Origin of the sequence: Pseudomonas sp. NPDC086566, assembly GCF_050280885.1 — a bacterium.
In the GTDB taxonomy this organism is placed as follows: Bacteria; Pseudomonadota; Gammaproteobacteria; order Pseudomonadales; family Pseudomonadaceae; genus Aquipseudomonas; species Aquipseudomonas vlassakiae.
Genome location: NZ_JBNNWD010000005.1, coordinates 33,072 through 54,818, shown reverse-complemented (window position 1 = coordinate 54,818; position 21,747 = coordinate 33,072). Strand labels below are relative to the sequence as shown.

Here is a 21,747-nt window from a genome sequence, read left to right as displayed (position 1 = left end):
ACCACGCTTGACCTCACTCTTTTGCCACTATATATAGCGGTGCCGCGTCCGGCACCTGACGCGTTTTTCATCTTCAGATTCAGGAATACTCCGATCCATGGGCAAATCGCTGGTCATTGTGGAATCCCCGGCCAAGGCCAAGACCATCAACAAGTACCTGGGCAACCAGTACGTGGTGAAGTCGAGTATCGGCCATATCCGAGACCTCCCCACCAGCGGTTCGGCCAGCGCAAGCAAAGAGCCGGCCGCCAAGCGTGGCAAGGCTGCTGCGGGTGAGGCTCCGGCGCTGTCGCCGAAAGAGAAGGCCCGTCGCCAGCTGGTGGCGCGCATGGGCGTCGACCCCGAGCACGGCTGGAAAGCCAAGTACGAGATCCTTCCCGGCAAGGAGAAGGTGATCGAAGAGCTGCGCCGCCTGGCCAAGGACGCCGACACCATCTATCTCGCAACCGACTTGGACCGCGAAGGGGAAGCCATTGCCTGGCACCTGCGCGAAGCCATCGGTGGTGACGACACCCGCTACAAGCGCGTGGTGTTCAACGAAATTACCAAGAAAGCGATCCAGGAGGCATTCTCGCAGCCTGGCGAGCTGGACATCGACCGGGTCAACGCCCAGCAGGCGCGGCGCTTCCTCGACCGCGTGGTGGGCTACATGGTCTCGCCGCTGCTGTGGGCCAAGATCGCCCGCGGCCTGTCGGCCGGCCGTGTACAGTCGGTCGCGGTGAAGCTGGTGGTCGAGCGTGAGCGCGAGATCCGTGCCTTCGTCCCCGAAGAATACTGGGAAGTGCACGCCGACCTTGGCACCGCCAAGAACGCCAAAGTGCGTTTCGAAGTGGCGCGCGAGAGGGGCGAGGCCTTCAAGCCGCTGAACGAAGCTCAGGCCATGGCGGCGCTGGACAAGCTCAAGGCCTCCAGCTATAGCGTGGTCAAGCGCGAAGACCGCCCGACCAGCAGCAAACCGTCGGCCCCGTTCATCACCTCCACCTTGCAGCAGGCCGCGAGCAACCGCCTGGGCTTTGGGGTGAAGAAGACCATGATGATGGCTCAGCGTCTGTACGAAGCGGGTTACATCACCTACATGCGTACCGACTCGACCAACCTGTCGGCAGATGCCCTGGACATGGCGCGTAGCTACATCGAGCGCGAGTTTGGCAAGCAGTACCTGCCGGAAGCCCCGCTGGTGTATGGCAGCAAGGAAGGTGCCCAGGAAGCGCACGAGGCGATACGCCCTTCCGACGTCAATACCCACCCCACCAAGCTCAGCGGCATGGAGCGGGACGCGGAGCGCCTGTACGAGCTGATCTGGCGCCAGTTCCTGGCCTGCCAGATGCCTCCGGCGCAATACCTGTCCACCAGCGTCACCGTGGCCGCTGGTGATTTCGAACTGCGTGCCAAAGGCCGCATTCTCAAGTTCGACGGTTACACCCGGGTGCTGCCACAGCAGAGCAAGCCGGGCGAAGATGATGTGCTGCCGGAAATGGCCCAGGGCGAAGCGCTCAAGCTGATCCAGCTCGACCCGAGCCAGCACTTCACCAAGCCACCGGCGCGCTTCACTGAAGCCAGCCTGGTCAAGGAAATGGAAAAGCGTGGTATTGGCCGCCCGTCGACCTACGCGGCGATCATTTCCACCATTCAGGACCGCGGCTACGTCACCCTGCACAATCGTCGTTTCTACTCCGAGAAGATGGGCGATATCGTCACCGAGCGCCTTTCGGAGAGCTTCTCCAACCTGATGGACTACGGCTTCACTGCCGACATGGAAGAGAACCTCGACGACGTGGCCCAGGGCGAACGTGACTGGAAGAACGTGCTCGACGAGTTTTACGGTGACTTCAGCAAGAAACTGCTGACTGCCGAGTCTGCAGAGAGCGGCATGCGTGCCAATCAGCCGACCATGACCAACATTCCGTGCAAGGAATGTGGCCGGCCAATGATGATCCGCACCGCTTCCACCGGTGTGTTCCTCGGTTGCTCGGGTTACAGCCTGCCGCCGAAAGAGCGGTGCAAGGCCACCGTGAACCTGGTCCCGGGCGACGAGATTGCGGCGGACGATGAGGGTGAATCGGAATCGCGCGTGCTGCTGGGCAAGCACCGTTGCCCGATCTGTGCCACGGCGATGGATGCCTACCTGCTGGATGAGAAGCACAAGCTGCACATCTGCGGTAATAACCCGGACTGCGCCGGTTACGAGATCGAAGAGGGCAGCTACCGTATCAAGGGCTACGAAGGGCCGAGCCTGGAGTGCGACAAGTGCGGCAGCGAGATGCAGCTCAAGACGGGCCGATTCGGCAAGTTCTTCGGTTGCACCAACCCGGCGTGCAAGAACACCCGCAAGCTGCTCAAGAGCGGTGAGGCCGCACCACCGAAAATGGACAAGGTGGAAATGCCGGAGCTCAAGTGCGAAAAGGTCGACGACACCTACGTGCTGCGTGACGGCGCTTCGGGCCTGTTCCTGGCGGCCAGCCAGTTCCCGAAAAACCGCGAAACCCGTGCACCATTGGTGCTGGAGATCGTGCCGCACAAGCACGAGATCGATCCGAAGTACCACTTCTTGTGCGATGCGCCGCAGAAAGACCCGGAAGGGCGCCCGGCGGTGATTCGTTACAGCCGCAAGACCAAGGAGCAGTACGTGCAGTCCGAGGTCGATGGCAAGCCGACTGGCTGGAAGGCTTTCTATGACGGTGGTAGCTGGAAGGTCGAAGACAAGCGCTGACCAATCAGTGCAGTAACTGGGGCCGCTTTGCGCCCCTTCGCGGGCAAGCCCGCGAAGGGGCGCAAAGCGGCCCCAATCATTTATGATGCAGCTATCCGCCTCGCAGCCTTACGGAGGGCACTGAAAATGGCCCAGGAACTCTACACCCGCACCAACCAGAAACTGTTCTTCGCAGGGCTGGCCCTCGAATCCATGGCCAAGGCCGAACAGAGCCAGGCCATGAACGCCCAAGGCCTGGTCCAGGCCGAGCGTGAGTCGGCGCTGTTTCACCTGTACGGCGCACTGCTGGGGCTGTGTCATGAAATCGGTGGGTTCTACCGTCTGCCCGTAGTGGCTTCGGTCGAGCAGGCGCTCGCCGATGATGCACTGAACACCATCGCCATCCCTGAAGTGGCCGAAATGCTCGAACTGGTTCGCCAGCGCGAAACCTGGTTGGCGCAACTGCTCAGCGCTTATGCCGATTTGTTCCGACCACCGGTCGCGAAAAAAACAGCAAAAACCGACGTCACCCAGCCGCTGATACAGGCCGTCAATCTCGATGAGCCCGAGCATCCTGCGTTGTCGAGGGAAGAGTTGGAAAGTTGGCGCAACAATCTTAAAGGCTTGGTGAGACGTTTCCGCGACGCGTTGAGTGAGTGCTGATAGCTGCAACGGCTGGTACACTACCTGCCTTTCGTGGAGAACTGCCCTATATGTCTACGTCGTTTCTGGAAATTGTCGAGTTGCCTGATGGCCGTATCGAGCTGCGTCGCGCCGAGGATGAAGGCTCCCTGGTAACCCTGGATTTTTCGGAAGACGCCAAGGCGTTCCTGCAGGGCCAGCATGTCGAGGTCGCCAAGGCGATGCTGAGCGTTGGCGTGCAGATGGCAGGTCGCCTGGTAGAGGGTGAGCTGGAGCGCGACGAAGGGCCACGTGTGCTGCACTGAAGTGCGCGCTTGCACTGCTTCATAGGCAAAGCCTGAACATCAGCCGAGGCGGATGTTCAGGCTTTGTGCGTTTCCGGCACTGGCAGCGCGTAGCAGTTGTTGGCGAGCGGTAGCGTTGACGCTGCCAAGCCAGCTGACAACGGTGTGGCTGCGGCCTAGGCGCAACGCTTCGCAGGCCAGCTGCAGTGCGCTCTGATTGCCCCGGGCATGCAGCAGCAGGATGCGTTCGCGGTTAAGCCCGGCATCGCGCAGCCAGGCCTGGGTGAGACTGGCCGGTGGGGCAATCAGCGTCAGCCAGCGTGCTTCTTGCTCCTCGCTCAGCTCACGCAATACCGGCGCCAACAGGCTCTGGCAGTGTTCGGGGGCGCCACGCAGGGACAGTTCGCTGAACAGCTCCGGACGGCTGCTCTTGCGTGCCTGCTCGCTGGCCTTAAGGCCAGGCAGTACCGGCTGGGCGAGGAACGCTTCGAACAGCGGAAGCTGGACCTGCTGATGTGCTTGGATGGACTGCTGCATGACGCCTCCTGGATCAGCGGCGAATGACGCCGACACTCAAACCCTCGATCACCAGTTCCTGCTCTTTCAGGTCGACTTCGATAGGGGCGAATTCGGGGTTTTCGGCGATGAGCCAGACCCTGCTGCCTTCACGCTTGAAGCGCTTGACGGTCACTTCGTCGCCGATGCGGGCGACGACGATCTGGCCATTACGGGCCTCGCGGCAGGTGTGCACCGCCAGCAGATCGCCGTCTAAGATGCCGATGTCCTTCATGCTCATGCCGTGCACGCGCAACAAATAGTCGGCAGGGGGGTGGAAGAAGGTCGGGTTGATGTTGCAGGATTGCTCGATGTGCTGCTCGGCGAGGATAGGAGCGCCAGCAGCGACCCGGCCAATGATTGGCAAGCCGTTTTCTTCGGCCTTGGCCTCAAACCCCGGGATACGGATGCCGCGGGAAGCGCCCGGGGTCATTTCGATCGCGCCTTTGCGGGCGAGGGCCTTGAGGTGCTCCTCGGCGGCATTCGGCGACTTGAAGCCCAGCTCCTGAGCGATTTCCGCACGCGTGGGTGGGAAGCCGTTGTCTTCGAGGCAGCGTTTGATGAAGGCCAGAATCTCGGCTTGGCGTGGCGTCAGTTTCAACATGGCAGGCGCTCTGTCTTTTTATACAGTGACTGGGATTATATACAGTACTGCATACGCTGCAAGCACAAAGGTGCAGGAAATACGCAGGATGACGCTTGCAGCCTGCAGTCTGGCGCTTTTAAATGGCGACCGCCCGGTCACCGAGCCTTGACATCAGCAGGGCTGAAACGTATGTTTCAAACACCTGTTTGTCTCTGTCTGGCGGAGTAGTGATGGCCCAATCTGAAACCGTTGAACGCATCCTCGATGCTGCCGAGCAGCTGTTCGCGGAACGAGGCTTCGCGGAAACCTCATTGCGGCTGATTACCAGCAAGGCCGGGGTCAACCTCGCAGCGGTCAATTATCATTTCGGCTCGAAAAAAGCCCTGATCCAGGCGGTCTTCTCGCGCTTCCTCGGGCCGTTCTGCGCCAGCCTCGAACGTGAGCTGGAGCGGCGGCAGGCCAAGCCCGAGCAAAAGCCCAGCCTGGAAGAGCTGCTGGAAATGCTTGTGGAGCAGGCATTGGTCGTGCAACCACGCAGCAACAACGACCTGTCGATCTTCATGCGCCTGCTGGGCCTGGCCTTCAGTCAGAGCCAAGGCCATTTGCGGCGCTATCTCGAGGACATGTACGGCAAGGTATTCCGCCGCTACATGCTGCTGGTCAACGAAGCTGCACCGCGCATTCCTCCGCTGGAATTGTTCTGGCGCGTACACTTCATGCTCGGTGCCGCGGCGTTCAGCATGTCCGGGATCAAGGCGTTGCGTGCCATTGCCGAGACCGATTTCGGTATCAACACGTCGATCGAGCAGGTCATGCGCCTGATGGTGCCCTTCCTGGCCGCTGGCATGCGTGCCGACAGCGGTGTCACCGACAGCGCCATGGCCAGCGCCCAGCTGCGCCCACGCAGCAAGACCGGCAGCACCACCGCCAAGGCCTGAAGGCTGGGCGGGGCAGGGCGCTTCGGCTAAGCTAGCGCCCATGCCTGACCTCGATTTCCTGCACATTTCTCTCGCCGACCAGCGCCTCTACGGTTTTGCCCATGGCCAGCTGCGCGTGCGCCTCGCAGTCTCCACCGCACGTAATGGCGCAGGTGAGCGCAACGGCTCGGGTTGCACACCGCGCGGGCTGCACCAGGTGCGTGCTCGTATCGGCGCAGGCTTGCCAGTCAATGCCGTGCTGCAAGGCCGGCGCTGGACCGGTGAGGTCTGGTCGCCGACGCTGCACGCGCAGCATCCCGGGCGCGACTGGATCCTGACCCGTATCCTCTGGCTCAGTGGCTGCGAGCCGGGCGTCAACCGCCTGAGTAGCGTTGACACCTTTCGCCGCCACATCTATCTGCACGGCACGCCAGACACGGAACCCTTGGGCGTGCCGCTGTCCCATGGCTGCATACGCTTGCGTAACATCGACCTGCTTGGCCTTTTCGAGCGCGTCCCGGCACATTGCCCGGTGCGCATCGACGAGGCCGCCTGCCCCCACTGGGCTTCACTGAATCTGCAATGAAGGATTGCCTATGACCGCCAGCCTGCAAGGCTCCCTGATGGTGGATATCGCCGGTAAATGGCTGACTGCCGAAGATCGCCAGCTTCTGCGCCAGCCGCAAGTGGCCGGCCTGATCATCTTCGCCCGCAACATCGACAGTCCACGCCAGGTGCGTGAGCTGTGCGCATCGATTCGCGCCGTTCGTCCCGACCTGATCCTTGCGGTCGACCAGGAAGGCGGGCGCGTGCAGCGCCTACGCCAGGGCTTCGTACGCCTGCCGGCGATGCGCGCCATCGCCGACAATGCCAATGCCGAGTACCTGGCCGAGCAGTGCGGCTGGCTGATGGCCACCGAGGTGCTGGCGGTCGGCCTGGACCTGAGCTTCGCTCCGGTGCTTGACCTCGACCACCAGCGCAGCGCGGTGGTTGGCAGCCGTGCCTTCGAAGGCAACCCTGAGCGTGCCACGCAGCTGGCTGGCGCATTCATTCGCGGCATGAATGCGGCGGGCATGGCGGCTTGCGGCAAGCACTTCCCCGGGCATGGCTGGGCCGAGGCGGATTCGCACGTAGCGATTCCTACCGATGAGCGCAGCCTCGAGCAGCTGCGCCAGGCGGACCTGGTGCCGTTCTCCCGCCTCAGCCGGCAACTGGCAGCGGTGATGCCGGCGCATGTCATCTACCCGCAGGTCGACAACCAGCCAGCCGGGTTCTCGCGGCGTTGGCTGCAGGACATTCTGCGTGGTGAGCTGGGCTTCGACGGGGTGATCTTCAGTGACGACCTGTCGATGGCTGGTGCGCATGTGGTGGGTGATGCCGCCAATCGCATCGAGGCGGCGCTGAGTGCTGGTTGCGACATGGGCCTGGTGTGCAACGACCGGGCGGCGGCGGAGCTGGCGCTGACGGCTGCGCAGCGTTTGAAGGTCAAGCCGTCGCCGCGCATTGCGCAGATGCGCGGGCGTGGGTTTGCGCGTACCGATTATCGCCAGCAGCCGCGTTGGCTGGAGGCCTTGGGGGCGTTGAAGGACGCACAGCTGGTCGATTGACCTTGCTGGCTTCTTCGCGGGTTTGCCCGCGGAGAAGCCAGTACTGACTAACGGCTTCGTTTGCCAGGTAGCGGGGCAAACAGCGCGTCGATCTCGTCATCGCCAAGCCGCCACTGCCCCGCCTGCCCACCATCGAGCAGGCTCGCCGCCAGCGCTGCCTTCTCTTGTTGCAGCGCCTGGATCTTTTCTTCCACAGTGCCCCGGGTAATCAGCTTGAACACGAACACCGGTTTGTCCTGGCCAATCCGGTAGGCGCGGTCGGTCGCCTGGTTCTCGCTGGCCGGGTTCCACCACGGGTCGAAGTGGATCACGGTGTCCGCAGCGGTGAGGTTCAGCCCCACCCCTCCAGCCTTGAGGCTGATCAGGAACACCTCGCTGTCACCCTGCTGGAACTGCTGCACCGGCGTGCGCCGGTCGCGGGTGTCGCCGGTGAGCAGGCTGTAGCGGATCTTGCGCTTTTCCAGCTCCTGCTCGATCAGTGCCAGCATCGACGTGAACTGTGAGAACAGCAGCACCCGGCGCCCCTCGCTGAGCAGCTCTTCGAGCATCTCCAGCAGTGCGCCGAGCTTGCCCTTGTCGGCCTGGTTGCCCTTGGTCTCGACCCCTTTGACCAGGCGCAGGTCGCAGCACACCTGGCGCAGCTTGAGCAGGGCGTCGAGGATCACGATCTGGCTGCGCGCCGCGCCGTTGCGGGCGATCTCGTCGCGGACCTTCTTGTCCATAGCCACGCGCACTGCTTCGTAGGTGTCGCGCTGGGCGTCGCTGAGTTCGACCCAGTGGACCATTTCGGTTTTCGCCGGCAGCTCGGTGGCCACCTGTTCTTTGGTGCGGCGCAGCAGGAAAGGGCGCACCCGGCTGACCAGGTGGGCCAGGCGCTCGGCGTCGCCGTGGCGCTCGATCGGGGTGCGGTAATCCTGGTTGAAGCGTTTCACGTCACCCAGCCAGCCGGGCATGAGGAAGTGGAAGATCGACCACAGCTCGCCGAGGTTGTTCTCCATTGGCGTGCCGGTCAGGCACAGGCGCTGGTTGGCCTGCAGCTCGCCGACGGCCAGGGCGGCCTTGCTGGTGCTGCTCTTGATGTTCTGTGCCTCGTCCAGCACCAGCACATGCCAGGCCTGCGCGCGTAGATGTTCCAGGTCGCGCGGCACCAGGGCATAGGTGCTGAGCACCAGGTCATATTCGTGCAGCTTGGCGAAATGCTTGCTGCGGCCTGGGCCGTGCAGGGCCAGCACGCGCAGGCCGGGGGCGAAGCGTCGCGCTTCATCGAGCCAGTTGGGCACCAGGCTGGTGGGCATCACCGCCAGTGCCGGGGCGGTCAGGCGCCCGGACTGTTTTTCCAGGAGCAGGTGGGCCAGGGCCTGCAGGGTCTTGCCCAAGCCCATGTCGTCGCCAAGGATGCCGCCGGTGCCCATTTCGCGCAGCGCCTGCAGCCAGTTCAGGCCTTGCTGCTGGTAGGGGCGCAGGGTGGCGTTGAGGCCGCTTGGCACTTCGACTTGCAGGTCACGGGCGTCGCGCAAGCGGCGGCCAAGGTCGCGCACATGGGCGCCGCCTTCCCAGTGCAGCGGCAGGTGCTCGATGTCGTTCAGGCGCGCGGCGTCGGCACGGCCCATGCGCAGGCTTGGGCCGACCGCGTCCTCGTGCAGGTACAGCTCGCCGAGGGTGCCCATCACCGCCTTGATGCGGCCATAGGGCAGGGCGACGCGCAGCGCCGGGCTCTCCAGGCGGCCGCGATTGAGGTCGATCAGCAAATGCTCATCGTCGCTGCGCCGCGCCAGTTCGCTGGGGCGCAGCAGTTCGGGGTTGCTGCGCAACAGTTGCAGTACGATCGGCAGCAGGCTGTGGCGCTGGCCTTCGACCACGATGCCCAGTTCCAGGTCGAACCATTCATGGCCTGGCGCTTCGTCAATGCTGGCGTACCAGTCGTCCACTTCCTGCAGGTTGAAGGCGAAGTCGCGGTGGATGTCGATATCCCAGCCGGCCTCGCGCAAGCGCGGCAGGCCATCGCGGGCAAAGCGCAGCCAGGCCTCGTCGTCGGGCAGCTGGTACATCTCGCCAGCGCTGTCGGGCAGGGCCTTGCTCTGCCGGGTGGCAGGCTTGAAACCGAAGTCGCGCAGCACCTTGCGCAGCGCCTGCTCGGCCTGGGGCTGGCGGCGGATGCGCTGGCTGGTGGCATCGACCAGGCGGGTCAGCGGCTTGTCGTCGCTGCCGCTGGCGCGCAGGCCGTCGTAATCGAACGCCAGCGCGGCACGGTGCTGCATCTGCCGTTGCATGCGCCCGGTCTTGGGCATGTAGGCACTGAACTCGAGGCTGCCGAGGGTCAGGTGGGGCCTGGGCTGCAGGTCGTCGATGAGTTGTTCGTGCAGCGTGGTCGGCGTAGGAAGCTGGTGGTTCAAGGCGTTGAGCTTGTGGCTGAGAGGCACGACGAGGTGTTCCGGGACATCGGGAGCGATGGTCAGTTGCAGGGCGATGTGTGGATCGAGGTTGTGCTCGATCTTGCCCACTTGGCTGCTCGAAAAGTCGAAATAGTAAAGTGGCAGCAGCGCGATCACGCAGTTCAGCGGTGTCTCGCCGTGATACCAGATGCCGCGATAGTGACCATTGTCCAGACGCACCCAGCGGAATTCGGCCGCAAGTGGGGGCGCCTCACGCAGCAGCGGCTTGTTCTCGTCACAGTACATGCGCCCGGTATCCAGCGCACGCTGGAACAGTTCGCCGCCTTCCTGGCCCTTGAGCTGGTAACCGCGGTCCTGGCTGGCGGTCTGATTCAGTGCCGAAAGCAGGCGCAGGATGCGGATGTCTTCTTCCTGGACGAAGCGCGGGGGTTCGTAAAGGAACTCGTACAGGGATTGCACGCGGCTGTAGCGCAGGCCCTGCTCTTCGCGAGTGCCTTTGCGCACCCGCAGGGCGCAGCCGGGCTCTTCGGTCAGCCTGAGCTGGTAGCAGACCATGCGCCCGCGCTTGTCCTGCACTTGGGCAGGCTCCAGCGCGGGTTGCTCGAGGCCTTTGAGCCAGCGTTGCAGGTCGGCTGGCAGGGTATCGCCATTTTTCGCCGCTGCCGGTGTCTCGCTCAGGACGAACAACGCGGCGGCGCAATGCTTGCAGTTCTGCCCCACGGGGCAGCTGCATTGGCCGCGTACATGGCAGCGGCCAGCCAGGGCGGTAAGGGTGATCTTCTGCCGATAGGGGCTGCCTTCGCTGCCACGGCAGGTGGCTTCGATGAGCGGGCCGCTGCAGTGTTCGATCTCTACTCGGTCTTCCTGGGCGTAACGCTCGCCGCGCTGCAGGACCGGGCCGGTGAACGACTGGGTCCAGTTCGGGTACTCGCGCAGCAGCTGCAGAGCGTCGCGGCTCATTGCGTCACTGCTCCATCATTTCCGGGTCCATCACGGGCATCTTCGGCGTGCCCGGTGGCGTGACCTTCAGCAGCAGGGCCAGGTGGCCACCATCGAGGAAGGTCAGCTGGCCGCCTTTCATGTTGCTGTTGCTCTGCTTGAACTGCTCGCTTTGCAGCACGTTACCGTTGCTGTCGAGCTGGTTGACCCAGAAGTTGGCCTCTACGCTGATGAAGCGACCAGAGGTGATGCTCAGATTGCCTTCGATTGGGAAGTGGCCAAACTGCTCGGTACCATCGCCCAGGGCGATGCGGCTGGTGTCGCTGCTGACCGGCTGTTGCCAGGCCTTGTGCAGCAGCACGGTGTAGTCCGCAGTGGCCTGCAGCCGGGTGGCTTCGTCCTGCAGCGCCAGCGGGCGTTCGGCGCCCTTGTCCAGGCGCGGGGCGCCGGCGCTCCAGTCTTCCGGGGCGAACGGGCTGGTGAAGGCAGGCACGCTGTTCTGCCGCACCAGAATCATTTCCACCTGATACATCCCTTCGGCAAAGGCGGCTGGCGCGAACAGCGCGAGCAGCAGGGTCAGGCAACGGATGGCACGCATGGATCTTCCTTAGGCAGGCTGTGGGGTCAGGCGCTCGAACAGCGCCTCCAGGGTATTGAAGCGTTCTTCGGGGCGTTCCATCGGTACCAGGAAACGGAACTGCGTCGCACCTTCGAACTTGTAGCGTTTGGGCTGGCCCTGGATCAGCTTGATCAGGGTCAGCGGGTCGACCGGGGTCTCGGCCTCGAACTCGATCTTGCCGCCATTGGGGCCGGCGTCGACTTTCTTGATGCCGAGCTTTTCCGCCTGCAGCTTGAGCTGGGTCAGGCGCATGAGGTTCTTGGTCGGCTCGGGCAGCAGGCCGAAGCGGTCGATCATCTCCACTTGCAGGTCCTTGAGGCCTTCTTCGTCGGCCGCCGAGGCGATGCGCTTGTAGAGGATCAGGCGGGCGTGCACGTCAGGCAGGTAGTCCTCGGGGATCAGCGCTGGCAGGCGCAGGTTGATCTCCGGGCCGCCGCCCAGCGGCTGCTCGAGGTTTGGCTGGGTGCCCTTGCGGATGGCCTTGACCGCACGTTCGAGCATTTCCATGTACAGGGTAAAGCCCACGGCCTGGATCTGCCCGCTCTGGCCTTCGCCAAGCAACTCGCCGGCACCGCGGATTTCCAGGTCGTTGGTGGCCAGCACGAAGCCGGCACCGAGGTCCTGGGTGTTGGCGATGGCTTCCAGGCGCTTTTCGGCATCGGCGCTGATTTTCTGGCGCTGCGGCGTCAGCAGGTAGGCGTAGGCCTGGTGGTGGCTACGGCCAACCCGGCCACGCAGCTGGTGCAGCTGGGCCAGGCCGAACTTGTCGGCGCGCTCGATGACGATGGTGTTGGCACTGGGCACGTCGATACCGGTCTCGATGATGGTCGAGGCGATCAGCACATTGAAGCGCTTGTGGTAGAAGTCGCTCATCACCTGTTCCAGTTCGCGTTCGCGCATCTGCCCGTGGCCGATGCCGATACGCGCTTCCGGGACCAGCTCGGCCAGTTCGGCGGCGCACTTTTCGATGGTTTTCACATCGTTGTGCAGGTAATACACCTGGCCGCCGCGCAGCAGCTCACGCAGCAGCGCCTCTTTGACCGTGCTCTTGTTCTGCTCCATGACGAAGGTACGCACCGACAGGCGCCGCGCCGGCGGGGTGGCGATGATCGACAGGTCGCGCATGCCCGCCACCGCCATGTTCAGCGTGCGCGGGATCGGCGTGGCGGTCAGGGTGAGGATGTCCACTTCGCTGCGCAGGGCCTTTAGCTGCTCTTTCTGGCGCACGCCGAAGCGGTGTTCCTCGTCGATGATGGCCAGGCCCAGGTCCTTGAAGCGCACGTCATCCTGCAACAGCTTGTGGGTGCCGATGAGGATGTCGATCTTGCCTTCGGCGAGGTCGGCGGCCGCTGCGGCCACTTCCTTGGCCGACTTGAAGCGGCTCATCACTTCGACCTTCACCGGCCATTCGGCAAAGCGGTCGCGGAAGCTGTTGTAGTGCTGCTGGGCGAGCAGGGTGGTGGGCACCAGCACCGCCACCTGGCGGCCACTGTGCACGGCGATGAAGGCGGCGCGCATGGCCACTTCGGTCTTGCCGAAGCCGACGTCGCCACACACCAGGCGGTCCATTGGCTTGGGCGCCAGCATGTCGACCCGCACCGCCTCGATCGCTGCTTGCTGGTCAGGGGTTTCCTCGAACGGGAAGCCTGCGCTGAAGGTGGCGTAGTCAGCGGCGGGGTCAGCGAAGGCATAGCCCTTGCGCGCCGCGCGGCGGGCATAGATGTCGAGCAGCTCGGCCGCCACGTCGCGGACCTGTTCGGCAGCTTTGCGCTTGGCTTTCTGCCAGGCTTCGGAGCCCAGCCGGTGCAGCGGCGCCAGGGCGTCATCGCTACCGGTGTAGCGGGCGATCAGGTGCAGGTTGGCCACCGGCACATACAGCTTGGCGCCCTCGGCGTATTCCAGGGTAAGGAACTCGGCGGCCTGGCCGTCGATTTCCAGGGTGGCCAGGCCCAGGTAGCGGCCCACGCCATGGTCGATATGCACCACCGGCGCGCCTTCGCGCAGTTCGGTGAGGTTCTTGATCACCGCGTCGTTGGCTGCTTCGCCGCGTTTTTCACGGCGCCGGCGCTGCATCACACGCTGGCCGAACAGCGGGCTCTCGGCAACCAGGGCGACGGCCGGGTCTTCCAGCAGCAAGCCGTCGTCGAGCGGGGCGATGGTGATCGCCAGGCGCTCGCCGCCGGTAATGAAATCGGCCCAGCTGTCGACCGTCTGGGGGCGCAGCTTGAGGCGTTCGAGCAGCTCCAGCAGTACTTCGCGGCGGCCCGCCGATTCGGCGGTGAACAGCACGCGGCCGCTGAACTGATCGAGGAACTCGGCCAGCGCCGCCAGCGGCTGGTTGGCCTTGGCTTCGATGGCCAGGTTGGGCAGGCTGCGCGCAGGGAAGCGCTCGCGGCCGACAGCGGTGTCGATGTCGTCGGGGCTGACCACCACCCGTGGCCACTGCTTGAGCTGGGCGAAGCAGTCTTCCACCGGCAGGAACAGTTCGGCTGGCGGCAGCAGCGGGCGGGTCAGGTCGCCGCGGCGCTCTTCATAGCGCCCGCGCACGTCGTTCCAGAAGTGCTCGGCAGCCTGTTCGACGCCTGGCAGCGAGAACACCTGGGTGTCGGCGGGCAGGTAGTCGAACAGGGTCGAGGTTTCTTCGAAGAACAGCGGCAGGTAGTACTCGATGCCGGCGGGGATGATGCCGCTGGCCAGGTCCTGGAAGATTGCGCTGCGGCGGAAGTCGACATCGAAGCGCTCACGGAAACGCGCCTTGAAGCGGGTCACCTCTTCCTTCTGCATGGGGAACTCGCGCGCCGGCAGCAGGCGGATCGAGTCGACCTTGTCGATCGAGCGCTGGGTCTCCGGGTCGAAGGTGCGCAGGGTCTCGATCTCGTCATCGAACAGGTCGATGCGATAAGGCAGCTTGCTGCCCATCGGGAACAAGTCGATCAGTGCGCCGCGCACGGCGAACTCACCATGCTCGTAGACGGTGTCGACGCACCGGTAGCCGGTGGCTTCCAGGCGCGTGCGCATCTGCTCGACGTCAATGGTCTGGCCCACGTCGAGCACCAGGCTGCTGCCCAGCAGGAAGCGCGTGGGGGCCAGGCGGTGCAGGGCGGTGGTGATCGGCACGACCAGAATGCCGTGGCTCAGTTCCGGCAACCGGTAGAGGCTGGCGATACGCTGGGAAATGATGTCCTGGTGCGGCGAGAACAGGTCGTAGGGCAGGGTTTCCCAATCGGGGAACGGCAGCACCGGCAGCTCCGGGGCAAAGAAGCGAAGTTCCTGTTCCAGACGATCGGCTGCCTGGCTGTCGGCGGTCAGCAGCAGGGTGAAGCGACCGGCGCTGCTGGCGGCCTCGGCGATGGCCAGGCTGAGGGCGGCCCCGGGCAGGTTGCCCCAGGTTTGTTTGCCGGCCGTGGCCGACATTTGCGGAAGGCGCAGAACTGACACGGGAGATTGCACTCCAAGCGTTGCGGCAAAGAGATCGATTGTACCGGTGACGGTGCCTGCTGTCAGGCTTCACAGGCCATGAACAGCGGGCTTTGCCATCGGCGACAGGCGCTCATTGCCGGTTACGCGCTGGGGCGTCATAATGTAGCCCCTTTTTTCTGTCCCTACATGTGGAAGGTTCCCGTGACTCAGAAGCCCGACCAGTGTCTTGGTGAGTGGATCGATCGTGAAGCGCTGGCTGAAGCGATGATCCCGCTTATCGGTCAGCTCTACCGCAACAACAATGTGGTGAGCTCGATTTATGGCCGCAGCCTGATCAACCGTTCGGTTATCTCGATCCTCAAAGCCCACCGCTTTGCACGTCACCGTCAGACCGACGAGACCGAACTGTCCGTACACGAGACATTCCCCCTGCTCAAGGCCATGAGCGAGCTGAAACTGGGCGCCGCTTCGGTCGACCTGGGCAAGCTGGCCAACAAGTTCAAGCAGGAGGGCAACGGCCGTACTGCCGAGCAGTTCGTCCGTGAAGAGCTGGCCGACGTGGTTGGCCAGCAGAACGCTTCGGCCCGCAAGGGTACCGATGTCGTCCTGTACGGCTTCGGTCGCATCGGCCGCCTGCTGGCGCGCATCCTGATCGAGAAGACCGGTGGTGGCGACGGCCTGCGTCTGCGTGCCATCGTCGTGCGCAAAGGCGCCGAGAACGACCTGGTCAAGCGTGCCAGCCTGCTGCGCCGTGACTCGGTGCATGGCCCGTTCGATGGCACCATCACCATCGATGAAGCCAACAACACCCTCACCGCCAACGGCAACCTGATCCAGATCATCTACGCCAAGAGCCCGAGCGAAGTCGACTACACCCAGTACGGCATCAACAATGCGCTGATCGTCGACAACACCGGTGTATGGCGTGACGCCGACGGCCTGGGCCAGCACCTGGCCTGCCCGGGCGCTGCCCGCGTGATCCTCACCGCACCGGGCAAAGGCGCGCTGAAGAACATCGTGCACGGCATCAACCACGGCGACATCACTGCCGATGACAAGATCATCTCGGCAGCTTCGTGCACCACCAACGCCATCGTGCCGGTGCTCAAGGCCATCAACGACCAGTACGGCATCGTCAACGGCCACGTCGAAACCGTTCACTCGTTCACCAACGACCAGAACCTGATCGACAACTTCCACAAGGGCAGCCGCCGTGGCCGTGCCGCGCCGCTGAACATGGTCATTACCGAAACCGGCGCCGCCACCGCTGCCGCCAAGGCACTGCCAGTGCTGAAAGGCAAGCTGACCGGCAACGCCATTCGCGTTCCGACGCCGAACGTTTCGATGGCCATTCTCAACCTGAACCTTGAGAAGCCGACTACCCGCGACGAAATCAACGAGTACCTGCGCCAGACCGCCATGCACTCGGAACTGCACAAGCAGATCGACTACGTCAGCTCGCAGGAAGTGGTTTCGACCGACTTCGTTGGTTCGCGCCACGCCGGTGTGGTGGATGCCGAGGCGACCATCGCCAACGACAACCGCGTTGTCCTGTACGTCTGGTACGACAACGAATTCGGTTACAGCTGCCAGGTCGTTCGCGTGATGGAAGAGATGTCGGGTGTGAACCCGCCAGCGTTTCCACGCTGATTCGCTTGTAAGCGCATGAAAAAACGGGAACCTTCGGGTTCCCGTTTTTTTATCCAGATTTGTGCTGCCTGAGCGGGCCTCTTCGCGGGTAAACCCACTCAGGCAACCGAGAAGCCGACCTTTGCGCACAGCCCTCCTGTTCATCCTGATGCTCCTCACTGCCTGCAACCAGGGCCCAACCCTGGAACGCCTGGGCGGCCCGACCATGGGCAGCAGCTACAGCATCCAGTACGTCCGCGAGCCCGGCGGCCCGGCGCCGGCCCAGGTCCAGGCGGCGGTCGAGGCCATCCTCAACGATATCGACCAGCATTACTCGACCTACCGCGGCGACTCCACCGTCAGCCAGTTCAACCTGCTGCCCGCCAACCAGTGCATGGCCTTGCCGCCCGACATGCTTGAGCTGGCCGCATTCGGCCAGCACCTGGCCGAACAGAGCGATGGCGCTTTCGACCTCACCGTCGAGCCATTGCTCGACCTTTGGGGATTCGGCCCGCAAGCCCGCCAAGAGCAGGTGCCTGACCCGCTGGCCCTGGCCCAGGCCCGCCAGCGCGTCGGTTACCGCCACCTGCGCATCGACGGCCAGGCACTGTGCAAGGACGCCGCGGTGCAACTGGATTTCAACAGCATCGCTGCTGGCCACGCCGTCGACCTGATCGCCGAGCGTCTGCGCGCCATGGGCGTGGCCAGTTTCGTCGCCGAAGCCACCGGTGAGCTCAAGGCCGTGGGCCGCAAGCCGGACGGCAGCCCCTGGCGCATCGCCCTTGAGTTGCCGCGCGAAGACCGGCAGATCGCCCGCCAGATCATCCCGGTCAATGGCCTGGGGGTGTCGACCTCGGGTGACTATCGCCACTATTTCGAGGAGAATGGCCGGCGCTATTCACATACCTTCGACGCACGCCTGGGGCGCCCGGTCGACCACGACCTGGCCGCGGTTACCGTGCTCGATGCCTCGGCGCTGCTGGCCGATGGCTATTCGACCCTGTTGCTGATCCTGGGGCCTGAGCGCGGCTGGGATTTCGCCCTGGCCCATGATCTGGCTGCGGTTTTGGTGACTCGGGCAGACGGTGGCTTCGTCTCCCGAGCGACCCCTGCATTCGAGCAGGCGGTGAAAGGCGATTGAAAGCGTTGGCAGGGATGATCGCCGCCAGGGATCGGTGAATGACATGTAGTGCAGGCAAAATTGGCCTACGACGCGACCAAGGGTTAATGTGCGCGGCGTTCACGCTTGATTAGACTGCACCCGAATTTTCTCATGACGCCCCGGCGGCATGATCGAGCCCCGCGGGTAACCGTAACCCCGGGCCAGTTCTGAAGGAGTACGCATGGCTGTCTACAACTACGACGTAGTGGTGCTGGGTTCCGGCCCGGCCGGTGAAGGCGCGGCAATGAACGCCGCCAAAGCGGGGCGCAAGGTGGCAATGGTCGACAGCCGCCGTCAGGTCGGCGGCAACTGCACCCACCTGGGCACCATCCCGTCCAAGGCGCTGCGTCACTCGGTGCGGCAGATCATGCAGTTCAACACCAACCCGATGTTCCGTGCCATCGGTGAGCCGCGCTGGTTTTCGTTCCCGGACGTACTCAAGAGCGCCGAGAAGGTCATTGCCAAGCAGGTTGCTTCGCGTACCGGCTACTATGCCCGTAACCGCGTTGATCTGTTCTTCGGTACTGGCAGCTTCGCCGACGAGCAGACCGTCGAAGTGGTCTGCCCGAATGGCGTGGTCGAGAAGCTCAATGCCAAGCACATCATCATTGCCACCGGCTCGCGCCCGTACCGCCCGGCCGACATCGACTTCCACCACCCGCGCGTCTACGACAGCGACACCATCCTCAGCCTGAGCCACACCCCGCGCAAGCTGATCGTCTACGGCGCCGGCGTGATCGGTTGCGAGTACGCCTCGATCTTCAGCGGCCTGGGCGTGCTGGTCGAGCTGGTCGACAACCGCGGCCAGCTGCTGAGCTTCCTCGATTCGGAAATTTCCCAGGCGCTGAGCTACCACTTCAGCAACAACAACATCACCGTGCGCCACAACGAGGAGTACGAGCGGGTCGAGGGCCTGGACAACGGCGTCATCCTGCACCTGAAGTCGGGCAAGAAGATCAAGGCCGACGCCTTGCTCTGGTGCAACGGCCGTACCGGCAACACCGACAAGCTGGGCCTGGAAAACATCGGCATCAAGGTCAACAGCCGTGGCCAGATCGAGGTCGACGAGGCCTACCGCACCAGCGTGCCGAACGTCTATGGTGCCGGCGACGTGATCGGCTGGCCAAGCCTGGCCAGTGCTGCCCACGACCAGGGCCGTTCGGCTTCTGGCAGCATCGTCGATAACGGCAGCTGGCGCTTCGTCAACGATGTGCCGACCGGCATCTACACCATCCCGGAGATCAGCTCGATCGGCAAGAACGAGCAGGAGCTGACCCAGGCCAAGGTGCCGTACGAAGTGGGCAAGGCGTTCTTCAAGAGCATGGCGCGCGCGCAGATCGCCGGCGAGCCGCAAGGCATGCTGAAGATCCTGTTCCACCGCGAAACCCTGGAAATCCTCGGCGTGCACTGCTTCGGCTACCAGGCTTCGGAAATCGTTCACATCGGCCAGGCGATCATGAACCAGCCGGGCGAGCAGAACAATCTGAAGTACTTCGTCAACACCACGTTCAACTACCCGACCATGGCCGAAGCCTATCGGGTAGCGGCCTATGACGGCCTGAACCGGCTTTTTTAAGCGGCTCCGGCCGGTGGCCTGAGCCGGTCGGGGAGACCGATTTCAGCCCTACCCGAGGGTGGTCTTGGCCAAACCGGGAAAGTCTGTAATCAGGCTGTCCACGCCAAAATCAGCGAGCCGGCGCATCAGTGCCGGTTCGTTGACCGTCCACACCGACACGTGCAGGCCCTGACCCTGGGCTTTGAGCAGGCGCTCGGGGGTGCACAGTGTCCAGTTCAATGCCAGCAGCTCGCAGCCGTAGTTCTGCGCGACCTTCAACGGGTCGAGCCAGGCGTATTCGGCTACCAGCCCGCGTTTCACATCCGGCACCAGCTCCTGGGCCGCGCCCAGCACTTCGCGTGAACTGGAGGTGATGGTCACCTTGTCCAGCAGGCCGTATTGCTGCGCCAGTTCGCGAATCGCCAGCACGGTGGTGGCGGCGCGGGTGCGCGAAGCGCTCTTGACCTCCAGCTGCCAATGCTCGAACGGGCATTTCTCGAACAGTTCTTCGAGTCTCGGGATCGGGCAGGGCTGCACATGGCCCGGGCCGCCTTTGCGCGCGTCGATCCGGACCAGTTCGGCAGCCGGGTGCTCGACCACCTTGCCACGCCGGCCGGTGGTGCGCTTGAGCGTAGGGTCGTGGATGACCATCAGCTCGTTGTCGGCCGACAGGTGCAGGTCCAGTTCGCAGCGGGTCACGCCGTGGGACAGGCACTGCTGAAAACTCTTCAGGGTATTTTCGGGGGCTTCGCCCTTGGCGCCGCGGTGGCCATAGATCAGGGTCACGTTCGTTCCTTCAAATCAGGGGGATAGGGCTCAGGAGGCGGGGCCGTCTTGTTCCAGTTGCTGGCGCCGTTGCTGCTGTTGGCGTTGCAGGATGTAGCGGGCCAGCAGTTGCCGTTGGGCATCGGTCATGTCGGTGAATTCCGTGCCCACCTCGAAGTCGCCGTCCGGGCTCGGGTCGCAGTGGGTGACCTTGCCGCGCAGCAGCAGGCCGTGGGCACGTGGCATCAGCACCATCTTCACTTTCACCCGGGTGCCGGGGGCGATCGGCCGCGGTTGCGCGAACTCGATGCCACCTTCGGAGATGATCACCCGTTGCGGTTGGCCGATTTCGCCGAGCAGGGTTTGTGCGACCACGGCGCTGAGCAGGTCGAGGCGCTTGTTCTGCGCCCGCAGGAAGGCTGCCAGGGTGCGGTCCTTCTCGCTCAGCTGGCGCAGCAGGTGCTGCGACTCGAAGTCGGACAGGTGCAATTCGCTGAGCAGGTTGAACAGCGGCGAATCATCCTGCAACAGTTCTGCTTCAAGGGCTTCGGCCGCGCTGAGGGGGCTGATTTCCAGTGCGATCCGATCTTCGATGCGGTAGTATTCGCGGCGATCTTCTTCGTCTAATGTCGTCATGGCGAACCCATGGTTGCGGCGGTGGTCCGAGTGTAAAGCCGCCGTAGGCGCCTCGCCACAAGGACGTTCCCTTTCATCCGAACAAGCCCCGACATGTTCAGACCTCTTTTCGCATTCATCGGTACGCGTTACACCCGTGCCAAGCGCCGTAATCACTTCGTCTCGTTCATTTCCCTGACCTCGATGATCGGCCTCGCCCTGGGCGTGGTGGTGATGATCGTGGTGCTCTCGGTCATGAACGGTTTCGACCACGAGATGCGTACCCGCGTGTTGGGGATGATCCCCCACGCCACGCTGGAGAGTGGCCAGCCGATCAACGACTGGTCTGCCCTTGCCCAACAAGTAAAGCAGAATCCGCACGTGCTGGCAGTGGCTCCGTACACGCAGATGCAGGGCCTGCTGACCCATGATGGCAAGGTGCAGAAGGTGTTGCTCAACGGCATCGACCCGGCGCGCGAGCGCGAGGTGTCGATCATCGACAACTTCATCCAGCAAGGCAGCCTCGACAAGCTGGCGGCGGGGGAGTGGGGCATCATGATCGGCGACAAGGCCGCAGCCAAGCTGGGCGTGGCCATCGGCGACAAGCTGACCTTCGTCGCCCCCGAAGTCAGCGTGACCCCGGCCGGGATGTTCCCGCGCATGAAGCGCTTCACCGTGGTCGGCACCTTCCACGTGGGCGCTGGCGAGATCGACGGCTACCTGGGCCTGACCCACATCACCGACCTGTCCCGCCTGCACCGCTGGAAGCCGGACCAGGTGCAGGGCCTGCGCCTGAAGTTCGACGACCTGTTCCAGGCGCCGCGGGAGGCCTGGAATATCGCCCAGCAGCTGGGCGAGCAGGAATACTACAGCCGCGACTGGACCCGCACCCACGGTAACCTGTACCAGGCGATCCGCATGGAAAAGGCCATGATCGGCCTGCTGTTGCTGCTGATCGTCGCGGTGGCGGCGTTCAACATCATTTCCACCCTGGTGATGGTGGTCAACGACAAGCGCGGCGATATCGCCATCTTGCGTACCCTGGGTGCCACGCCCGGGCAGATCATGCTGATCTTCATGGTCCAGGGCACGGTGATCGGGGTGATCGGCACCCTGATCGGCGCCGTGGTCGGGATCGTCGCCGCGCTGAATGTCAGCGCGGTGATCGCCGGCATCGAGAAACTGATCGGGCACAAGTTCCTCAATGCCGACGTCTACTTCATCGATTACCTGCCGTCGCAGATCCAGGCCCAGGATGTTTACATGGTCTGCGGTGCGGCGCTGGTCCTGAGTTTCTTCGCCACCCTGTACCCGGCCTGGCGTGCGGCCCGCACCCAGCCTGCAGAGGCGCTACGTTATGAGTGAGTCGC

Annotated in this window: 17 protein-coding genes; 10 read left to right on the top strand and 7 right to left on the bottom strand. The window is 63.8% G+C overall.

Going from position 1 to position 21,747, the window contains the following annotated elements:
- The first annotated feature begins 97 nt into the window (after positions 1-97).
- The 3 genes from topA to ACQKPS_RS12665 all read left to right on the top strand — a co-directional run bounded on the left by topA (position 98) and on the right by ACQKPS_RS12665 (position 3,636).
- Positions 98-2,710, top strand: a complete 2,613-nt coding sequence (gene topA, locus ACQKPS_RS12675) for a type I DNA topoisomerase (RefSeq protein WP_427604314.1) — start codon at positions 98-100, stop codon at positions 2,708-2,710.
- A gap of 126 nt (positions 2,711-2,836) precedes the next feature.
- On the top strand, positions 2,837-3,352 hold the full coding sequence (locus tag ACQKPS_RS12670; RefSeq protein ID WP_283724105.1) for a DUF6586 family protein: 516 nt from the start codon (positions 2,837-2,839) through the stop codon (positions 3,350-3,352).
- A gap of 50 nt (positions 3,353-3,402) precedes the next feature.
- Positions 3,403-3,636, top strand: coding sequence for a hypothetical protein (locus ACQKPS_RS12665; protein WP_054883489.1), 234 nt, complete (start codon positions 3,403-3,405; stop codon positions 3,634-3,636).
- A 39-nt stretch (positions 3,637-3,675) separates the two neighbouring features.
- Here the strand turns inward: ACQKPS_RS12665 and sulA are convergent, their stop codons facing one another.
- Together sulA and lexA are read right to left on the bottom strand one after the other, a co-directional pair.
- A complete protein-coding gene (gene sulA, locus ACQKPS_RS12660) occupies positions 3,676-4,152 on the bottom strand; it encodes an SOS-induced cell division inhibitor SulA (RefSeq protein WP_254480801.1) in 477 nt (158 codons plus the stop codon).
- 13 nt (positions 4,153-4,165) lie between these two features.
- On the bottom strand, positions 4,166-4,774 hold the full coding sequence (gene lexA, locus ACQKPS_RS12655; protein WP_283724106.1) for a transcriptional repressor LexA: 609 nt from the start codon (positions 4,772-4,774) through the stop codon (positions 4,166-4,168).
- A gap of 212 nt (positions 4,775-4,986) precedes the next feature.
- Here lexA and ACQKPS_RS12650 point away from each other — a divergent pair, with 212 nt between their 5' ends.
- The 3 genes from ACQKPS_RS12650 to nagZ are packed head-to-tail and all read left to right on the top strand — an operon-like array spanning position 4,987 to position 7,280.
- Positions 4,987-5,694, top strand: a complete 708-nt coding sequence (locus ACQKPS_RS12650; protein ID WP_254480799.1) for a TetR/AcrR family transcriptional regulator — start codon at positions 4,987-4,989, stop codon at positions 5,692-5,694.
- Between the two features lie 40 nt (positions 5,695-5,734).
- Positions 5,735-6,259: a L,D-transpeptidase gene (locus ACQKPS_RS12645; RefSeq protein WP_254480798.1), complete on the top strand. Its 525-nt coding sequence runs from the start codon at positions 5,735-5,737 to the stop codon at positions 6,257-6,259.
- A gap of 22 nt (positions 6,260-6,281) precedes the next feature.
- A complete protein-coding gene (nagZ, locus tag ACQKPS_RS12640) occupies positions 6,282-7,280 on the top strand; it encodes a beta-N-acetylhexosaminidase (RefSeq protein ID WP_427604624.1) in 999 nt (332 codons plus the stop codon).
- 47 nt (positions 7,281-7,327) lie between these two features.
- Here the strand turns inward: nagZ and ACQKPS_RS12635 are convergent, their stop codons facing one another.
- The 3 genes from ACQKPS_RS12635 to mfd are packed head-to-tail and all read right to left on the bottom strand — an operon-like array spanning position 7,328 to position 14,669.
- Positions 7,328-10,633: an SNF2-related protein gene (locus ACQKPS_RS12635; RefSeq protein ID WP_427604310.1), complete on the bottom strand. Its 3,306-nt coding sequence runs from the start codon at positions 10,631-10,633 to the stop codon at positions 7,328-7,330.
- Between the two features lie 4 nt (positions 10,634-10,637).
- On the bottom strand, positions 10,638-11,210 hold the full coding sequence (locus tag ACQKPS_RS12630) for a CsiV family protein (protein WP_427604309.1): 573 nt from the start codon (positions 11,208-11,210) through the stop codon (positions 10,638-10,640).
- 9 nt (positions 11,211-11,219) lie between these two features.
- Complete coding sequence (mfd, locus tag ACQKPS_RS12625; RefSeq protein WP_427604307.1) at positions 11,220-14,669, bottom strand: transcription-repair coupling factor; 3,450 nt, start codon at positions 14,667-14,669, stop codon at positions 11,220-11,222.
- 168 nt (positions 14,670-14,837) lie between these two features.
- Between mfd and ACQKPS_RS12620 the strand changes: the two genes are divergently transcribed.
- The 3 genes from ACQKPS_RS12620 (at position 14,838) to sthA (ending at position 19,018) form a co-directional block, all read left to right on the top strand.
- Positions 14,838-16,301, top strand: coding sequence for a glyceraldehyde-3-phosphate dehydrogenase (locus ACQKPS_RS12620; protein WP_103449827.1), 1,464 nt, complete (start codon positions 14,838-14,840; stop codon positions 16,299-16,301).
- 121 nt (positions 16,302-16,422) lie between these two features.
- Positions 16,423-17,421: an FAD:protein FMN transferase gene (locus ACQKPS_RS12615; RefSeq protein ID WP_283724111.1), complete on the top strand. Its 999-nt coding sequence runs from the start codon at positions 16,423-16,425 to the stop codon at positions 17,419-17,421.
- 202 nt (positions 17,422-17,623) lie between these two features.
- Positions 17,624-19,018: a Si-specific NAD(P)(+) transhydrogenase gene (gene sthA / locus ACQKPS_RS12610; RefSeq protein ID WP_054883499.1), complete on the top strand. Its 1,395-nt coding sequence runs from the start codon at positions 17,624-17,626 to the stop codon at positions 19,016-19,018.
- A 48-nt stretch (positions 19,019-19,066) separates the two neighbouring features.
- On the opposite strand, the gene ACQKPS_RS12605 is transcribed toward sthA, so the two are convergent.
- Positions 19,067-19,783, bottom strand: coding sequence for a glycerophosphodiester phosphodiesterase (locus ACQKPS_RS12605; RefSeq protein ID WP_254480792.1), 717 nt, complete (start codon positions 19,781-19,783; stop codon positions 19,067-19,069).
- A gap of 30 nt (positions 19,784-19,813) precedes the next feature.
- A complete protein-coding gene (locus tag ACQKPS_RS12600; RefSeq protein WP_254480791.1) occupies positions 19,814-20,398 on the bottom strand; it encodes a PilZ domain-containing protein in 585 nt (194 codons plus the stop codon).
- Between the two features lie 93 nt (positions 20,399-20,491).
- Between ACQKPS_RS12600 and ACQKPS_RS12595 the strand changes: the two genes are divergently transcribed.
- Positions 20,492-21,742: a lipoprotein-releasing ABC transporter permease subunit gene (locus tag ACQKPS_RS12595; protein ID WP_283724113.1), complete on the top strand. Its 1,251-nt coding sequence runs from the start codon at positions 20,492-20,494 to the stop codon at positions 21,740-21,742.
- Positions 21,743-21,747: the final 5 nt, after the last annotated feature.